Source organism: Pseudomonas kermanshahensis (genome assembly GCF_014269205.2).
Taxonomy (GTDB): domain Bacteria; phylum Pseudomonadota; class Gammaproteobacteria; order Pseudomonadales; family Pseudomonadaceae; genus Aquipseudomonas; species Aquipseudomonas kermanshahensis.
This window is the reverse complement of the sequence record NZ_JABWRY020000001.1, coordinates 4,998,381-5,016,956: the sequence shown is the minus strand read 5'-3', so window position 1 is coordinate 5,016,956 and position 18,576 is coordinate 4,998,381. Positions and strand designations below refer to the sequence as shown.

Below are 18,576 nucleotides of genomic sequence, written 5' to 3'. Positions count from 1 at the left end.
AAAGCTTCAGACCCCTTCGACTTCGATCCCATGTTCTGCCAACCATGTCTTGCGCTGTGCATAGTCAGGCATGATGCGCTCCAGACGGAGCCAAAATTCTGGGGTGTGATGTGGCTCTTGCAGGTGCACCATCTCATGCACCACCACATATTCTGCAATAGGCTTGGGCAGTAGAATGGTCTTCCAATGGAAGTAGAGCTGTGCACCCTTGCCACAGGAGCCCCAGCGATAGCCCAAGTCCTGAACACGCACACCGCTTGGAGTCAGGTCCATACGGTCTTGGTGGTTCCTGACGCGCAAGGCCAGCCAACTGCGGGCATGTTCGCTGTACCAGCGGATAAAGTGTTCGCGAGCGTGTGGCAGTTCGCTACGCAGTAGGCGGAAGCGACCGGCAGAAAGTTTCAGCGGCACATCTTGCTCATCAACCAATTTGAGGCGATAGCTTCGCCCCAAGTATAGAAACCCCTCTCCGTCGACGTATTCCTTGGTAGGGATGGCGCGCTGCAGCCGTTCCTTTTCGGCAAGACGCGAGTAAATCCAGAAGCTTTTTTCCGCTACGAATTGCCGTAGCGCTTGCTCTTCAACCTGTGGCGGGGCAGACAGAATAAGTGCGCCGTCACGCTCGACGGTGATCTGTAGTGTCTTACGCCGCGCGCTGCGGCGTAGCGTCAGTTGCAGATCGTCTACGGTGAGGGTTTGATCGCTCATAGCTGCATCAATCGTTCATGACCGGCTCTGGCCTGATCTATCAGGCGGTCAGAAAGCACACCCGCCGTATCGCCATCAACCAAGGGCGGACGCAGGCGCATCAGGTAATCGAATAGCTGCCCGGCCAGCTCTTCCTGTGCCGCTCGCTTGCGCGGGCTCCAGATATCGCGGTGGCTTTGGAGTTCGCCTACCAACATATCGACCAGTTCTACTGTCACATCCTTCAGGCGCAGCAGCTCGGCGGGCTCTGGATTAGTGTCGGCACCCACCACATCCAGCAGTGTGCGTAGAAAGGGAGCATAGTGCTCGGGCAGATCCAGGGGGCTGTAGTCATCGCTCATTTGACCGCTGCGCAGCTCGTTGATGATCTTCTGCATCTGCTCAACCAACTGCTCCCACTGCTCGTCCAGTGACTTGAGCAGCTCGTTCAGGCGTTCGGACAGCTTACGATAAAGCACGGGATCTTCATCAGCATGCTTGCGCACATGCGAGCGAATGGCGTGCTCCATCTCTGAGGCCTTGGCGCGGTCGTTGACGCTACGCGACAGCTGCTTCTCGAAGTCCGCATCTGTGAGCTGGATCGGCGGAATCTTTGGGTCGATGCCCAGTGAGATAACGTGATCGTCGATGAGCTTGCGCACCTTGGCGCCGACATCCTTGCCCAGTTGCGGCAGGTCCTTGTAGCGACCACGCGCCCGTGCATGGATATAGGCGAGGCGCTTGGCATCCTTGACGAAGGGAAGGCCCTCGGGGCGTGGCAGTACGGTGTCCAATGAGTCGAGGAACGCTTTGAGCTTTACAGCAAATTCGGCGCGCACCTTTTCCGATTCCAGTGCGGCAATGCAGGCTTCGGCATCTTCCAGCGATTCGATGCCCTGGCGACGCAACACATCCACCACACGCAGATGCCTATCACGCAACACCGGCACCTCGTCCTTGATACTACTCAGCGCACCCTCAATATCCTCGTCGGCGTAGGCTGCCAAGGCTTCGCGCAGGTGGTTGGCGACCCCATAGTAGTCGACCACAATGCCGCAGCGCTTGCCGAGACCCGTACGGTTGACCCGTGCAATGGCTTGCAGCAGTTCTGCTTCCTTGATTGGCCGGTCAAGGTACATCACCCCTTCGATGGGGGCGTCAAAGCCGGTGAGCAACATAGACTTGACGATCAGGAAGGCCAGCGGATCGGCCTTGCCAGGTTGCTCATGATTCAGCGGCTTCTTGAAGCGTTGGATCAGCTGTTCGTGCTTGCTGCCATCCGTCCAGGTCTTCCACTCGGCCGGATCGTTATTTGAGCTGGAAATTATCGGTGCGAATTCCAGGCTGCGGAGTTTGTCGCGGTAGCGCCACGCTTGTATAAGCGCCTGCAGCTTGGGCGGACGTTGGCACAGGGCTTCATCGTCGAGATCCTTTTCCGCTGCTGACAGTGCCTCGGCATCGGCCAGTAGCTCATCGCGGGCGGCCTGCAGTGCATGAAAATAGCGGGTAGCTGCAATCCGGCTATAGGCCACCACTTGCGCCTTATAGCCATTGGGCAGGATGTGGGTGACGTAGTGTCTGAGGATATCGCGCGCCTTGTCGGCAATCAGCGCTGGGGCATCGAGGATATGGCCTTTGGTGGCGTACTTTTTCTTGATCAGTTCCAGCTCGTCCTGGCTGTGCTCGCGGAACAAATCCTCGAACAGCTCATCCAGGCTGGCCCCGTCTTTCACAGCGCCCTGGGCAGTGCGTCCTTCGTAAAGCACAGGCACTGTCGCGCCATCTATCTCGGCTTCCTTGATGGTGTATTTGTCGATGAACGCACCGAAAATTTCGTGGGTGCGTTTTTTATCGCCCATGATGATCGGTGTACCGGTAAAACCGATACGAACGCAGTTGGGCAGGCCCGCCAGCAGGTTTGCGTGTAGATCGCCGGCCTGGGTACGGTGCGCCTCATCGATCAATGCCAGAATGCTCTCGTCATAGTTGAGCACCTCGAACAGTTTGCTTGCCTGGTAGATCGCGCGCTTTTCGGCAGCTTTCAGGGAAGGCGCAGCGTTCACAGGGATCAGTGCCTCCCCATCTTCCTCTTGCTCGGTGTTGCGATACTTCTGGATGGTGGCGAATACCAGGCCGGGGCCCTGCCGACGTGCCAAGGCTTTAACACCCTCAATATTGGAGGCCACCTCTGGCAGTTCACCGCTCAGAGCAGCGGTGGCAGCGAGTTGGTTTTGCAGGTCTTTACGGTCAGTGACCACGATGATCTTGAAGCGACGCAGCTGGCTATCTGTGCGCATCTTGCGCACAAGAAACACCATGGTCAGGCTCTTGCCCGAGCCCTGTGTATGCCAAACGATCCCGCCGCGTTGGTCACTCTCGCCATGCTCAAGGCGCGTCTGCCCGCGTTTCATGCGGGTTACCGTGCGGTTTACCGCACGGTACTGCTGGTAGCGACAGGCTGTCTTGATGGTCTGCCCGCCAACCTGCATAAACAGCATGAAATGCCGGATCAGGTCGAGCAAATGGGCGGGCGTCAGCATGCCTGCCACCAGGCGCTCCTGCTCGGACAGTTTGGCTTTTCTCAAGTGCTCGACTACTGACTGCTCGCTGCCGTTGCCATCCGGGCCAACCACTGTCTTCCATTGGGAGAAATGCCCAAAGCCTGCACCAATGCAGCCCACCCGTGCCTCGTCGAAGCTACTGGCGATCAGCAACTGCACGCTGGCGAACAGTGTCTCGTTGCCCTCGTTTTCCTCGACCTCGAAGGCCGCTTTGCGCTGGTTGCTGTAGCGGCGCAACTGATCGACAGCCTCGGCCAGCGGTTCTGGAATGGAGGGGCTCTTGCATTCCACCACTACCAGAGGGATGCCGTTTACCAGCAACACCAAATCCGGAACGATAAACTTTTTGCCACTGTTATAGCCGGGCGGGCAGTCCACCCGGTACTGGTTGATCACGCTGAAGTGGTTATTGCTGGGGGTGTCCCAGTCGATGTACTGGATAGTCTGGCCGCGCCCGCCTTCCCAGCCTGGGAGACCATCGACAGTGATGCCTTTGAGCAGCAGCTCAGTGACGGTCTGGTTGTTTTCCATCAGCTTGCCGGTACCCACACGGGTAATGGCCGCCAGCGCTTCGGCAATGCGCTCATTGTCCAGCCAAGGCTGACCGTCGCGCAGGTTGATGGCACGCAAGCGCTCGGTCAGTGCGCCCCGCTGAATGACTTCACTGAAGCTGCTGCGGCCAGTGATGGCTGGGTCGTCGAAGCTACCCTCGATATGCTTCCAGTTCAGCCCTTGTAACTGAGTTACAAAGGGTTTTTCGACGTCTTCCAGTTCCCAGCCCACGGGTTACTCCTTTAATCCAGTTCAGGCGTGTATGGGCTCATACAGGCTCATAGCGGCTCATAGCGGCTCATAGCGTTTTTAGCCGAGCTTATAGACTGCCCAACGCCGCTCACCGTGCTGTATCAATGCGCCATTGCCTTTCATTCGTTTGAGCAGTTTTGCCGCCTGATCAGGTGAAAGGCGACAAAGATCCATTACTTCAGAGCGCTGAATCTGCCCATGCTGCTGCACATAGTTCAAGACCATTTGTTCATGTTGAATGGGTGTGAAGCCTGCCTGGCGGGTATAGGCGGCTTTATCGCCCACTGCCTGGTACAGGCTGGCTGACAGCGTGTAGCTGCGCCCTCTGGTAGAACCGTGAGCCTCCACCAAGCCGGCTTCGGTCAGGGCTTCCAGGGTGCGTTTGGCGCTTGCAGTGTCGCGCTGGATCTGTACGGCCAATTCGTCGGCCGTGACGCGCTTGCTTTCGCGCAGGGCGGCCAGGGCGATCAGGCTGTCGATGGGCAGTTCGGCGTTGGTAGCGCGCTCCTGCTCGACTACCAGGCGGCGGAAGTCCAGGTCGGCCTCTGCAGTGGGCAAGCGCAGTACCACGCTCTGGGCGGTGGTGTAGCTGTAATCTGGGGCCGGTCGGCCAAATTTGAGCATGCCGCGGAAAATCTTGTCCACGCCTCGGCCGGAGCGTTCAACTACGCCAACGCGCTTCATGGCATCGGCCAGCGCCGGGTTGCGCGGGCGCGGTTCGGTCACCAGCAGATTGGTCAGGGTCACGCCATCAACCAGGCCACCGGGGTTACTGACCACCAGGGCATCGTCCTCCAGGCGCACATGCACCGCGCCTCTGCCGTGGTAATCGCGATGGACCAAGGCATTGGCGACGGCTTCACGAAAGGCGCCGAGATCGACCTTGGGCACTGGCACGCGGAACAGCCCTACCTGCAGTTCTTCCTCGGGGTTGTAGGGGCGGAAGTTGGTTTCCAGCCAGTCCAGTGCCTTGAGCAGCGGGAACCGGCGGAACTCGTTGAAGCGCACTGCCTGTTGGGCCAGCACCTGGAAAGCGAACTCATGGGTGGGCAGCAGTTGGCGCAAGGAGGTTTCCCGGCCGATCAAAAGCAGGCCGGTGAGGGTCGGTACACGCGAGCCATCGGCTTGGCGCGCGGTCAGTAGCAACGCACCGTCGAGGGCCTCGTCGTCCAACTCCAGCAGCACGCGGTCGCCGCCGAACTGTTGTACCGCCTGGCGCAGACGTTCGCGCTCCAGCGGGTCGAGGTCGGCGAGGGTGGCACCGGCTACCGGCTGGGCGGAGACATCGAGCAGGCCGAAACTGCTCGCCCGGCTGTTGCGCTCATGCGGCAGCATGGCCACGCATTCGGGGGTGCCGTCGTGCTTTAGCCGGCGGCGCAGGTATACGCCGCTGGTTGTGGCAACCTCGCCCAGGGCTTTAGGCACATGGATACGCGCTACAGTCACGCCGTCGATGTCGAGCGCTTCGGCCTTTACGCTCAGCGACGGCGAGGTACGCGCTGCGACCATGCCGGCCAAGCCTTCCAGCAGGCGATGCTCGGGATGCAGGCCGGTGGGTGTGCCGTCGTCCTCGACGCCCAACCACAGCTCACCGCCCTCGGCATTGGCCAGGCAGATCAGCGCCTCGATCAGCTCGCGGTCGGGGAGCTTGCTGCGGTCGCTCTTGAACTCGACGGTAAGGGATTCGCGGGGCGGCAGGCGATGGGGCATATCAGGGTTCCATTTGTCCAACAGGCCGTTGAACGATTTGTGCACAAATCATGACAATGCTTCCCCCAGCGAGGTGACGCGCACGTAGCCGGTCAGCAGATCATTCATCAGGCCTACTTTGCTGTATCGGAGCTTCACCAAGGTGCTCTCTTCTGCGCTTAACCGTTCTACAGCCGCTTGATATTGATCGACAATCTTCACCTGCTCTGTCAATGGCGGAACAGGCACCGCGAGTAGGCGAATATCACCAACGCGCACATGACCGACTGTCGAGCCACCTGCCTTGTCAATCAAGACACGCTGAACAGGTTGCGACATAAGCGCAATCAGCATGAAGTCACTACGCAAAAGTGAGGGATCTGGCTGATACATCATCATGCGTTGCCCCAAACAAGCCTCCTGCATATCGGCAGGAACCAAGCACACTTCGCCAACAGGTGCTTCTCGTGTGATTAGTACATCACCTGGGCGAGGGCGCCCACGCTGCGTCCAGATTTTGTAAGATGCCTCGTCAGTGAATACGAGTTCTGTGAATACAAATCTCCCATCACGAACATTCGGAGTTCGAACAACTGGATGACCGCTCTCCACAATCGGTGGCGTGCGGTTTTTGCAGTCAATCACAGCCTCACAGACACTTTCCGCCGGTTTTACTTCCCACTCCTTTGGAATCCACCCTAGCGGCGATTCCTTATAAAGCTGCGGTGCTTCGCTCTGCGGTGGTCGCAGTTGGCCATGGACGTTGATTCCGCGAGATAGCAGGTCGTGCAGCAGGCCGTGCTTGACGACTTTGAGCTTGTCGATCAGAGCCTCGGTTTCGCAGATAGCAGTGTCGAGGGTGTCGAGGATTTGGACGATGAGTTTTTTTTCAAGATTGGGCGGGTTTGGTACCTGAATATTGCCAAACTCGGCACCTGATATTTCGAGAAAGGTTGTTCCTGAGGCTCGACGGACCAGCTCAGGTTTAACCTTCTCAAAAAGGTGAAAATAGTACCCTCCATCGGCGAGGTTCTTGAAAATAATCGACTTGAAGCCTTGGTTGGTTGCCATCGAAACAGCATTGATAGCTCTGGCCCCAAGTGTTGCCCGAGTAGTAACCATCAACGAGCCTGCAGGAAGCAAATTAGCTCCACTGCCATTTAGCCCAGTGTGACTGATGTGCTCTTGTGTGCGATGCAGCAGTTGAGTTTGCGTGCTACTGATCTCGCCAGGCGTAACCCACGGAATATCTCCATGCCAGTAGGAAGGTATCTCCCGCGAGGGCGTACCCCCGCCAGTAATTGTGCCGATTTCGCGAATCGCAAGACGTTCCCAGTCGCAAGGTAACTTCTGCAGGAAATCTTCGTATGGGTTATTGGCCTGCTCACACATACCCCAGCCCCCTCAAGAACCCTTGTAGCGCCAGCGCCGCAGCATCTCGCTTGTGCTCGATCTCGTTCAGTGTCACCCGATACTTGTCCCACCAATTCTCTAAGGCAGCAGCGAGTAGCTTGCGTTGCGCGGTGATATAGCGCTCGACGATGGCCTGCATATCGTTGTGCAGAATGGTCAACAGCAGCTCGGCGGCTTGTGGTTCGTCCAGCCCGTCGACGGCCTGATTCAGGTGGCTGGCGAAGTTATCCTGCCGGTTTCTGAGCAGTTTCTTCACCTTGGTCAACTCGGCCTTCCAGGCCTTGAGCTGGGCTTCGTCGACGGTGTTCTCCTCGTCATCTGTATCAGTCGCGCTGTCAGCCTCGTCAGCCTCTTCCCCCTTGCTTGGGGATGCGGCCTTGAGCTGACTATCTAGTTTGACCTTTTCCGCTTCCAGCTCGGCCAACTCGGCAACGAAATCACCGAGCAGGAATTTCACTAGCTTGTGCTCGAGCGGGCTATGCTTGCTGGTCTTGTCTTCCAGAGCAGTGATGATGCTCGTGCGCCAGGCATCGATAACACCCCGGCTGCCGCGGGCCATCAGGCCGAGAAAGTCATATTTGCTCTGGTACCAGAAACCAGCGACGATGCCCCTCACCTGGAAGGGGTCGAGCAGGCCGATGCCTTCCAGCGTCTTGCTAAAACTGGCCAACAATTCACCGCGCAGTTCGACCATTGCAGCGCTGTTATCTAGCTTTCCTGCCAGTGCGGTGATACGCGGACTGTGTTCGTGCCACCAACGCTCGAATGCCTCACGCAGGGCGGCTTCCTTGGCCTGCAGGCCTGCATTGCCTTCGATTGCAGGCTTGATGTCGGTGCGGCGGGTAAGGTCGATGTGGAAGTCTAGATACTGTGCGTCGCGCTCCACGAACAGATCGTGCGGATCGAGGCCGTGGGCGGCGAATAGCTGCGCTTTAGCTTGAACTTCGGCTTTGGGCACACCCCCCAGCAGGTGCGCACGCACATCATGCGGCTCGGGCGGCGGTGCGTTATCCACGTAGCGGCGGATGTTCAGGTTGTAATCGTTGTCGCGCAGGGTAGCGATATCCACCACGTCGCTGAGGGCTTCGATCCGACGGAATTCGTCGAAGGCGGTTGTAATCTTCTCGATATGCTCGGGCAGCAGGTAGTTCTGCGCACGGCCCTCGAAGTATTCGCGGTCGGCGTTGATAAACAGCACCTTGCCCTGGCGCTCAGCAGGTTTTGCGCTGACACGGTTGGCACCTTCCTGCTTCTGTTGGCGCAGGATCAGGATGCAGGCCGGGATGCCGGTACCGTAGAACAGGTTGGCCGGCAGGCCGATTACGGCTTCGAGCAGGTCGTTCTCGATAATGCCAGCGCGGATGCTGCGCTCCTCACCGCTCCGAAATAGCACGCCATGGGGCAGTACGGTGGCGATCATGCCCTCGTCGCGGGTTACGGCGAGCATGTGCTGGAGGAACATCAGGTCGGCTTTTTTCGAGCCAAGCGGCACCTCGCCGAAGCGGAAGCGCTGCTCGCGGAATGTCGGGTTCCAGGCCAAACTGCCATCCGGGCTTTTCTCGGTATGGCCCCAGTTGATGGAGAACGGCGGGTTGGTGAGGACTCGGTCAAAGCGGCGCAGTTCGCCGGCCTCGATATGCCGGGGGTCGGCCAGGGTGTCTTCGTTCTCCAACCAGGCGTTGCTGATGCCATGCAGCAGCATGTTCATCTGCGCGATGGACCAGACGGTACCGTTGAATTCCTGGCCGAACAGGTTGGCTTTGCGGCCATCTTCGCCGTGTTCGTCGATGTACTCCTTGGCTGCAATCAACATGCCGCCCGAGCCGCAGCAGGGGTCGTAGACATCGTGCGCCAGAGTCGGCTTGAGCAGGTGCACCATCAGCCGCACAACCGAGCGCGGCGTATAGAATTCACCGCCTTTCTTGCCGGCCGAGTCGGCGAACTCGGCGATCAGGTACTCATAGGCAGCCCCGAGCAGGTCGGGGAATTCAAAGTCGCTGTTGCGAAGGCGCACATCGCCGAAGTGACTGATCAACTGGCGCAGCTTCTGATCCGGAATCTTGCCCTGGCCGACCTTGCGGGTGAAGTCGATGTGCTCCAGCACCCCTTCCAGGGAGACATTGTTTTCCTCAATGCCGCCCAGCGCCTTATTGAGCAGGTTGCCGACGTTGATGTGCGCTTCATTAAGCAAATACCTGAAGCGTGAATGGCTGGGCACCCAGAAATTGCCATCACGCTTGTACCAGCGCGGGTTTTCCGCCGTGACAAAGGCCTCGGCCTTGCTCTTGCCGGCGCTTATCTCATCGGCAACGACCTGTTCATAGCGCTCCTCGAAAACGTCGGAGCAGCGCTTGAGGAACAACATGCCAAAAATGTATTCCTTGAACTCCGAGGCGTCCATCTTGCCGCGCAGAATGTCGGCAGCCTTGAACAGATGGCGTTCCAGTTGTTGCAGCGTGAGGGGCATTGCGCAATCTCTTGTGGGCACTCAGGGAACGGATGCCGATCCTGATGGTAATAAATGCCGGTGATTGTATCCCAATCCAAGCTCAGTACTGAGCGGTCTCGGCTGCATGGGCCAGTAAACCGGGGTAGCACAGGGGCAACGCTCGGGTCAGGGGGGGGGCTACATCTGCGAGGTGGTGCTGTGATCGGCTCTGGTCTGTAAGACAGGCTGCCAGGGAGGTAATGAGCCGCTGGCTCTTGTAGGGAAAAGGCTTGATTGAAAGAGGCTGAGTCTGATTTTACGGGCTGTTCAGAGAAGCGTTTTGTAGCGCCTTTCTCAATGGAGCTGCAGCGCTTGAAGCTTCGAACCTCCAAATCCCAGGCACAAAAAAAGACGCCCGAGGGCGTCTTCTTCTTAGGATTTGGTGGAGCCGGGGGAATCTGAATCTAAGTCATAATTTGATGTTTTGAATGTATAAAGCCTATTATCTATTCTCACGGGAATACCAATGGGAATACATTTTTTAGCGCTACCGTCCGTGAAAGTGATAACTGGATGTAAGCTCTGTGTGCAGAGAAATGTCGCTAATACCACATGCAACTTGGTAGTGATTCCATAACGTCACTGCCCTCGGCGGCAAGAAACCATATAGAACATTTACGCGGACGATCACGTTGGTTCGATGGAATGCTGTCTTCGTCCGCATGATTGGTTTGACCGCCAGAAATGAGGAAGCGCAACGGTATCCCCAAGGTATCGCAGAAATTATGGATTGTGGTTGTCAGGCCAACGCGACTGGCAGATCGATCAAAATCTGAGCGTTCAACGGGCGTCGACCGGAGTTCTCAGGAGCTTGTACCGAGCCCAGTGCTGTACCAATTCTCCGCCGCTTTCTGCCCCTTCTAGACACCTCTCTAAAGAAAAAAATCAATTCTTGCAAACTGACACCCTCAGGACTAAAATGCCCACAAAGGCGCATAAGTGCGCACTACTGCGCAGTCCAGATTGGTAACATACCCATGTCAAAAGTAACGGTTTTGCTTGATGAGCAGGAATTTCTGCGGCTTGGATCATATTGTGAGCAACGCGGTTTTAAGAAAAGTACTCTCATTGCCAGGCTTATCCGCGAACACTTGAATAGTGAGAATTTTCCTGAGCTTAAAAATGTTTCGCTTAGCAGCCATCAGACAGCTAGTGTTAAAGTCAGTTAGAGGTGCAACAATCAGGGGGACTTGAATGGTGCGATTTGTGTATTTGCTAGATATAAACTCATGGTCCGAGTAAAGCAAGAACACACAGAGCCAGAGCTAAAAGTCCGCCGTCTATATTGCAAGGCGGGCTTCAGATTTGACATGCACATAGACGACTACCCTGGGTGTCCTGACATAGTTTTTGCAATGCGCCGCATAGCTATTTTTGTTAGCCGCTATTTCTTGCATCAACGCCGAGGCTGTAATAAAGCAAAGCTTCCCAAGGAACGGAAGTATTAGTGGTTTTTGAGAAAATAAACTTACTAAATTGAAATGCATGCGTGGTGTCGGAGTTTGAAGCTGCCAACGGAAAACACTATCTAGTCGCTTGATAGAAATGATAGCATCAGTAGATGAAGAAAAATTTGATGAGCAAAAAAGGCCTTAGCGTCGGAGTTGTAGATTTTTTCGCTGGTTGCGGAGGTGCGAGCTACGGGTTTGCTCACGCTAAAGTTCCAGGCGCACGCGTTGAGGTCATAGCCGGTATCGATAATGACAAGCATTGTTGCGCAACCTACCGCCGCATGCTTGATCATCCCGCACACGAGCTTGATATTGCTGGGTTAGTTGATGAAGACAATAAAACTCTCGACGCGCTGATTGAGTCGTGGGACCTATCAAGATTTGATAAAATCATTCTTATTGGTTGTGCGCCGTGTCAAGGGTTCTCAGCTCACAGAAAGTCTATAGTGGGTAAGGATCACCGTAGAAGTTTGTTCGGGATTTTTGCAGAAATAGCCACTCGTATTGGTCCTGATGCCATATTTATGGAGAATGTTCCAGATATGTTCTCCAAGAAGCACTGGCAGTATTACGCGCCAGGGCGTGACTTATTAAAAAGTTCTGGTTATTTCATTCGCAGTAGAATTTACAATTTTGCCGACTTCGGACTCCCGCAAGAAAGATTTCGAGCGATTATGATGGCTTTTCGTGGAGAGTTTAACGTTCCTACGCCGGTTTACGATTATTCCGAGCATAAAACAGTTCGCGATGCTATTTCCCACTTCAAGCCACTCGCAGCTGGTGAGTCAGATGATGCTGATCCAATGCATGTTGTATCTAAGCATCGAGCCGCAACTGTGGACATACTAAAACAAGTTCCACTCGATGGCGGAAATAGACCGCTTGGCGTAGGCCCATCATGTCTGGATAGAGCAAGAGAGAAACATGGTGGCTACACCGACGTTTACGGAAGACTTGCATGGGATAAGCCAGCGGTAACAATAACGGCCCGGTGTCGGACGCCGTCTTGCGGACGATTTACTCACCCGCAGCAACATCGAGGTCTCTCGATAAGAGAGGCGGCTACTCTTCAAGGTTTTCCTGAAAATTTTGTATTTGAGGGTCCATTTGACGACAAATATAAGCAAATCGGAAATGCTGTGCCTCCTTTGGTTGCTCAAAAGATGGCAGAGCACATGATTGAAGTACTTATTAAAAGTCATGATGGAATTCAAGATCCAATTTCTGATGTCGAAAACGACATCGTGTCACCTATAGGTCCAGGTTTTGCGATAAAAATCAACGGAATTAAGAAAAAGCGCAGCAATAATTTTGAAAACGCAGAGATTGCGCCTAATGAGTAAGCCAACTGCTATTGATCTCTTTTGTGGGGCGGGAGGGCTTTCGCTCGGATTAAAACAAGCAGGCTTTGATGTTCGCGCAGCTGTTGAGTTTGATCGGTTGGCCTCCAAGACCTATAGGCGAAACCTTGGCGATCATCTCATTGAGGCTGACATTCACTCACTGGATCCAGCTAGAGTTTTAGAATATTCGGGGTTAAATAGAGGCGACTGTGATCTTGTTGCGGGTGGCCCGCCCTGCCAAGGTTTCTCGATACAGAGACGGGGGGCTGATCAAGACGCCAGAAATGACTTGGTTTTTCAATTCCTTCGATTTGTAGACGGTATTAGGCCAAAGTTTTTCCTAATGGAGAATGTATCTGGACTTATGTCAAAGAGAGGAAAGCCTTTCCTTGATGAGCTTATAGATCGCTTTACAGATCTTGGCTACCATACCCATTTAGCAAAGCTGGAGGCTGCTGCTTATGGCACACCTCAACTAAGAAAAAGAGTCATATTGATTGGCGGGCTTTTTGAATATGGAAAAATATTCAAGTATCCGGAAGAGATTCTGGGGCCAGATAGTTATCGCACCGTTCGGCAGGCAATCTCAGACCTGCCATCACCGCCTCTAGACGGTTCTCCTCACCCTATAGTACTTAACCATGCTAGAGAGGCAAGGATGTCTCAAATTAATATCGAACGATTAAAACATATTCCTCCTGGTGGTGGGCGAAATGACCTTCCAGACCACCTTCAGTTGCCATGCCATAAAAATAATCCCTCTCATAGACATGTAGAGGTATATGGAAGATTGGCATGGGACAAACCCTCAGGCACCATTACAGCAAGATTTGATAGCTTTACTAGAGGTAGATACGCTCACCCAGTTGAACACCGTAGCATAACGTTACGAGAGGGCGCTAGACTTCAGACGTTCCCAGATGATTTTTCATTTGATGGGAATCGGGAAGAAGTTGCGCGTCAAATTGGCAATGCAGTTCCTCCTGTACTTGCAAAAGCACTCGGAAATTCGGTGATAGAGGCCCTGTATTCTTGTAAGTCAAATATGGCAAAGGGCATGAGTTTTAATTTTGGTCATGAAAGTCCACAGATTCAGCTGAATTTTTAATTGTTCATGGAAAGAGCTAATATATGATTTTTGACCGCTGGCAGGCTCCTGATCGTGATAGCCCAACTACAGTAGGGTTTGAGTTTAAAGTCGAAATTGGCACACAGCTCGACGCCATAATGAGAGCTGAGGGAAAGAGGGGCACTCTTGATGGTGTTGTCAAAACATCATCAGGAGACAATCTTAGTCGGCCTCGACGCTGGCATAAAATGTTTGAGCGTATGGGGTTGTTGTATCCAGACTCAGACGGTAATACTCAGCTTACTGATTTAGGTTTAACGATCCGCTCAGCTCAAAAAAATGCCGCTAAGGAATATAGGAGGCTGCTGGCTAAACAAGCTATATCTGTCCTTCGTAAATATCAGCTACGAAATCCTGCTGACATTTTAGATGGCGGAAGATACCCTGATCACTGCGATATCCACCCTTATTGGGCGTTATGGAAGGCCGCCATCGAGCTTGATGGGAAACTGCACTGGGACGAGCTGAATCGAGAATTGATGTGGGTACTTAAGCATTCTGATTTGGATGCCGCCATTTCAAAAATACGAAGAGCCAGATTAGAGCCAGGATATGATCCCGTCACGGGCGGAGGGCCCGTTACTAGGCTTCGCGAGAGAGCGTATGACCAATCTAGCGCGCCTGATGACCGAGATCCTTCTGGGCAAGTCCGAGACCAAAAAACAACTCCATGGTTCAAGCGTGCAGGCCTGGGTGAGTTACTGATGGTAATGCCTGGGCGGACTGGAGGGGGATATTGGAAGATCCACGACGACATTATAGATTTGCTCGCCCAGGAAGTTAAATCGGCACCAGTTTACAATGCGTTCGAGACAGATCAGGAGTGGTTTTCTTACTTCGGGACCGCTGAGTCACTGAACAGTAGCTATGAATCTGAAACTCATGAACCCACTGTAATTGAAAGTTGTAAGCACCTATATGAGCTTGTCCTAGAGCGCCATAATGTTGTTTTCTATGGTCCTCCTGGAACAGGGAAAACTCATGCCTCATTAAATCTTGCCTCCGAATGGGAGCGGATTAATGGTGCTGGAAGTGTCTTCAAGGTTACATTTCACCCATCTTACGGATATGAAGATTTTGTTCAAGGGTATAGGCCTAAGTCTGATAATCCATCATTATTTTCGCTGAAAAATGGTATTTTTTTGGTCGCGGCTGACCAAGCTAGAAAGATAGAAATTGAAAATAAAAAAGTTCTGCTGGTGATTGATGAAATAAATAGAGGTGATATATCAAGGATTTTTGGAGAGCTAATAACTTATATTGAAAGTGATAAACGTGGCATTAGGTGTTTCTTAGCGCAGCAGCCAGAAGCCGATTTCTACGTGCCTCAAAATATTTATTTTTTAGGCACCATGAATACTGCGGATAAAAGTATTAGTCTTCTTGATGTTGCAATGAGGCGTCGATTCGCTTTTGTAGATTTTCCACCTGATTCCACAGCGTTTGAGAATATATCGACCTGGGCTGACTCTGTCTGCGGAATACCATTGGGGGATATTCTTAATCAATTAAATGATAAGTTGTCGGAATCTGGAATAGAGTCAGACAGAAGCATTGGTCAAGCACTTCTTAAAGTTGATGCAAGTGAAGATGCTCCGATATCCAGCCTCCGTAAGCGTTTTGAGTTTGATATCATCCCATTGATTTCAGAATATTGTTATTTAGATAAGCATAGAGTTCAAAGGGTCTTGGGGGGGTTGGTCAATACAGATGGTAAATTCCCCCATAAAAGTGATTCCGATTTCATGCAGGCTTTGCGCGAATGGCTAGGAATTAATGACGCTGCGACTTTTTCAAATGACTGGCTTGCCGAAGGTGATCTAACAAAAAGTAGCTACGAGTCGAGTGAAATTTAATGTTTGCTCAAGCTAGAATAGATCCAGGCTTTCATGTCGTGGTAGAGGGAGGCGCTGAGCATGTATTAATGGGGGTCTCTCACGTACTGTCTGATCCGGTTCAACGAAGGATTATACAAAAGATTGTTGACGTAACTGACATAGGTGATGGCAAGGTAAGGATCAAGCATTCTAGCCGGTTAATCGTGGGTAGGGTAAAAATTGGGCCTTACACAATAACAACGTCCCCTCCATTTGGTGCTGATGTTTTTCTATTGTTGGTGCTTTATGCAACTCATGGTGAATTGCGAAAGTTTAATCTAGAAAATTTTAGTGGTGTTAAAGTTGGAGTGCTTAAGCATGACATGTTTTTGAGCGTAATGTCATCTATATTGGTGGCTCAAGCGGAAAGCTTGCTTCAAGGGCATATTTCGAAAGCTTATGTGAAAAAAGAAACTTTTACAAAAAATCTTCGTGGTAATATTGTTTGGTCTAAGAATTTTGGGCGGCATCCGTTAGAGGGGCTAAGGTGCCGGGTTTTCGAGCAGGATGCTGACAATCTTCTCAATAGGATTGTTCTTGCCGGCTTGGAGGTGGCCTCAACTATTTTAGAGAAAACTTCAAAAGCTTCTGCTGCATCGACTCAGCTCTTTATTTGGCGCCAAATTTCATCGAAAGGCCACCTGCTTCCAACGGACTTTGATTTGGCTGATCGGAATATTTCTCGCCTAACTGAAAGTTATCGACCGCTAATTCAGATAACAAAAGCTTTGGTTCTTGGGGTAACACCTCTCGATTTAACTGAAACCGGCAGCGCCAGGCTGAATGATCTTGATTTTTCGATCCCTTCACTCTTCGAATCGTTCCTCTTGAGATTGTTAGCTCCTTATGCAGCTAAGCTGGGTCTCCGACTGGTATTTAAGAACGCTGACCGCCATGCTCTAATTGATGAGACAGGGAAAACATATCGAAAGGTAGAGCCAGATATCACTGTTTACAAGGGAATTAAACCGGTAGGCGTAATCGACGCAAAATTCAAACCTAGGTATGTAGAAAGCTCTCCCCAGAATTCAAGCGAACCTTTAGGTAAGGTCACGAACGAAGATATTTACCAGCTGTTTTTTTACCAGTCTAGGCTGCAAGCAGTTTTCAGTCAAAGCATTCCACCTAGAGCCATTATTATAGCGCCTAAACTATCGCCAAGTGATGTCGCACCCCCTGATATTAAAAGCCGGACTGTTGTTTGGTGTGAAACAAACAGTGGGGTCTCAAGACCGTCTCTAAAAGTGCTTCCTATTCAGCTACAGGATGTACTTAAGATGTTGCTTCATAAGGGTGAATGCGAAGTTGTTGAAGAGTGCTTATCTGAGATTGCTGCGGAATTGAAGCTTATGGCTTCTTGAGTTTTAGATGCTTAATTTAAAAGATGAAAAGTCCATGGTTTTTCTAAACGACGAGCGAGTAGTTGTACGGTCAGCAAATAGTAATACTGGGTCGCTTTACTGTATTGATCAAGGTGATGGGTAAGAAACCAAACCACATGCTTTCTCTGCCAGGCCCAAGGAGTTTCTCGCTGCCAACGTTTAGCTATCTCAGCTTGGATAAACTTCGCCTGCCGCAAATGGCGTTGCCGCGTCGCAAACGAGCCAGTCAACACGCCAGCCAAGAACAACTCCATATCGAATAGCTTACTCATGACCGTCCTCCAATGTAGGCCGCGACTACGTCGATCCGACCGTGCCCAAGCTCATAGCTGATTTGCATTCTGGCCCCTCGATCTAGGTGCTTATTTATCTGACAAGATTGGCCGCCACTGATGGGCGCGGGGTGTTGGGTGATATGCTCGTAGCGCTCACATGCGTACGCCGCTCGTAGCTCATGGAGGCCCTTGAGGTTGTGTGCATGCAAGACGTCCCGTGCAGGACGGATGATTGCTTGCAAAACATTCAGATAGCTTTCGTTAGGTGCAATCAGGTTGCGGCTTCCTGCAGGTGACACCTGCCTTGCAAATCCAAGTGCACCTTGAACCTGGTCGTCCACCGTAATCCAACGTGGCGCCGAGGCCCCGGCTCGGCCACCTTTGGTGCCATCCTGAATGTTAATTCTGCCTAGGTCGTTAGCCTCACGGGTTAGCCGTGGCAGATCAGCCAGGATGGCCTCACGCAGGCGCATGCCGGTAGCTCGCGCCAACAGAACAATCGCTGCGGCCCGTTGCTGATGATCGCGACAAAGCGCATCGACGATCTGCTTAACCTGTGCGCGGTCTTGGCCTTGCGGAGCCGATTGGCGAACTCCGATGCGCTGCATACCCAATGCCTTGCTTGGACTGGGCAATTTCACGTACTGATCACCGCGAAGCGCCGACATGGTCCTGTTAACGCTGGATAGGCGATTTTGTGCGGTGCTGACAGCAAGGTCACCGCGCCTAACCATGTCGCACAGGTACGCCGCATAGTCGGCCAGCACCTCCCGATCAATCATCCGCGCATCATTGATACCTGGCCCTCGTTCGGAGCGGCACCACTTCACGAATGCCTGCCATCGATCACTATGCGCCTTGACCGTACCGTAGTGGCCACCGCCGAACATGTCTTTCAGCGCCTGCGGCCCTGCATAGCTCAATTGCCTGCCATAGCCGAAATTGCGGCCATCACGTCTACCCACCAATGCCATGTCGCTCACCTCATCCTCCGATCTCCGATCCTCGCCCCACGTCATCCCGCCAAGAATGTTGAGTGTTATCAGGGATCAAGGCCCCTGCGACCTGTGGGGAATGTCCACTACGCGGGACTGGCGGCTCCTTACATCCGGGAGCAAGGGCATCTCATGATCTGGCCTCCTGAACACCGTTGCCGGTGGGCGGGTGGAGGCAGTGCTGGCTGACTAAACCAGCGCCTGAAGATCCTGAGCCATGTGCAAGCAGCAATGCGATGACTGGGGCATACCTGACTGTCAGTCAGGTGCAGTCCATTCCTTGGTCTGCGGCACCATCATCTACAGCGCTGTTGCTGGTGACATCGGCGTTTGTCACGCCGATTGTCACGAGGGGGAATGCCGCAAAGCCTTGGGCGATCAGGGCTGCAGCAGTGTTAGAAGTGCCCGTCTCTTTCCACAGAAAGAGACGGGCACAGGTTGGCGCAATATTTGGCCAAGCGGATAGGTTGCTGCAGGGCAAC

Annotated in this window: 12 protein-coding genes; 5 read left to right on the top strand and 7 right to left on the bottom strand. The window is 53.0% G+C overall.

Annotated features, from left to right (window positions below):
* Window positions 1-6: 6 nt before the first annotated feature.
* The 5 genes from HU764_RS22465 to HU764_RS22445 form a co-directional block, all read right to left on the bottom strand.
* Window positions 7-708 carry a M48 family metallopeptidase gene (locus HU764_RS22465; RefSeq protein WP_186702341.1) on the bottom strand — a complete coding sequence of 234 codons (702 nt, stop codon included), beginning with the start codon at window positions 706-708 and terminating at the stop codon, window positions 7-9.
* Window positions 705-4,031: an HsdR family type I site-specific deoxyribonuclease gene (locus HU764_RS22460; RefSeq protein ID WP_186702340.1), complete on the bottom strand. Its 3,327-nt coding sequence runs from the start codon at window positions 4,029-4,031 to the stop codon at window positions 705-707. The genes HU764_RS22465 and HU764_RS22460 overlap by 4 nt, the downstream gene beginning before the upstream one ends.
* Window positions 4,032-4,109: 78 nt before the next feature.
* On the bottom strand, window positions 4,110-5,762 hold the full coding sequence (locus tag HU764_RS22455; protein ID WP_186702339.1) for an ATP-binding protein: 1,653 nt from the start codon (window positions 5,760-5,762) through the stop codon (window positions 4,110-4,112).
* A 48-nt stretch (window positions 5,763-5,810) separates the two neighbouring features.
* Window positions 5,811-7,133, bottom strand: coding sequence for a restriction endonuclease subunit S (locus HU764_RS22450; RefSeq protein ID WP_186702338.1), 1,323 nt, complete (start codon window positions 7,131-7,133; stop codon window positions 5,811-5,813).
* The gene (locus tag HU764_RS22445; protein WP_186702337.1) at window positions 7,126-9,621 is read right to left on the bottom strand and encodes a type I restriction-modification system subunit M; all 2,496 of its coding nucleotides are present in this window, start codon (window positions 9,619-9,621) and stop codon (window positions 7,126-7,128) included. Before HU764_RS22445 ends, HU764_RS22450 begins: the two co-directional genes overlap by 8 nt.
* 1,250 nt (window positions 9,622-10,871) lie before the next feature.
* Between HU764_RS22445 and HU764_RS28195 the strand changes: the two genes are divergently transcribed.
* The 5 genes from HU764_RS28195 (at window position 10,872) to HU764_RS22420 (ending at window position 16,803) form a co-directional block, all read left to right on the top strand.
* The gene (locus HU764_RS28195) at window positions 10,872-11,090 is read left to right on the top strand and encodes a hypothetical protein (protein WP_186702336.1); all 219 of its coding nucleotides are present in this window, start codon (window positions 10,872-10,874) and stop codon (window positions 11,088-11,090) included.
* Between the two features lie 128 nt (window positions 11,091-11,218).
* Window positions 11,219-12,436: a DNA cytosine methyltransferase gene (locus HU764_RS22435; protein WP_186702335.1), complete on the top strand. Its 1,218-nt coding sequence runs from the start codon at window positions 11,219-11,221 to the stop codon at window positions 12,434-12,436.
* On the top strand, window positions 12,429-13,544 hold the full coding sequence (locus HU764_RS22430) for a DNA cytosine methyltransferase (RefSeq protein WP_186702334.1): 1,116 nt from the start codon (window positions 12,429-12,431) through the stop codon (window positions 13,542-13,544). Before HU764_RS22435 ends, HU764_RS22430 begins: the two co-directional genes overlap by 8 nt.
* 23 nt (window positions 13,545-13,567) lie before the next feature.
* The gene (locus HU764_RS22425) at window positions 13,568-15,421 is read left to right on the top strand and encodes an McrB family protein (RefSeq protein WP_186702333.1); all 1,854 of its coding nucleotides are present in this window, start codon (window positions 13,568-13,570) and stop codon (window positions 15,419-15,421) included.
* Window positions 15,421-16,803 carry a 5-methylcytosine restriction system specificity protein McrC gene (locus tag HU764_RS22420; protein ID WP_186702332.1) on the top strand — a complete coding sequence of 461 codons (1,383 nt, stop codon included), beginning with the start codon at window positions 15,421-15,423 and terminating at the stop codon, window positions 16,801-16,803. The genes HU764_RS22425 and HU764_RS22420 overlap by 1 nt, the downstream gene beginning before the upstream one ends.
* Window positions 16,804-16,814: 11 nt before the next feature.
* On the opposite strand, the gene HU764_RS22415 is transcribed toward HU764_RS22420, so the two are convergent.
* Together HU764_RS22415 and HU764_RS22410 are read right to left on the bottom strand one after the other, a co-directional pair.
* Complete coding sequence (locus HU764_RS22415; protein WP_186702330.1) at window positions 16,815-17,096, bottom strand: hypothetical protein; 282 nt, start codon at window positions 17,094-17,096, stop codon at window positions 16,815-16,817.
* Window positions 17,093-18,073, bottom strand: a complete 981-nt coding sequence (locus tag HU764_RS22410) for an integrase domain-containing protein (RefSeq protein WP_186702457.1) — start codon at window positions 18,071-18,073, stop codon at window positions 17,093-17,095. Before HU764_RS22410 ends, HU764_RS22415 begins: the two co-directional genes overlap by 4 nt.
* Window positions 18,074-18,576 lie beyond the last annotated feature (503 nt).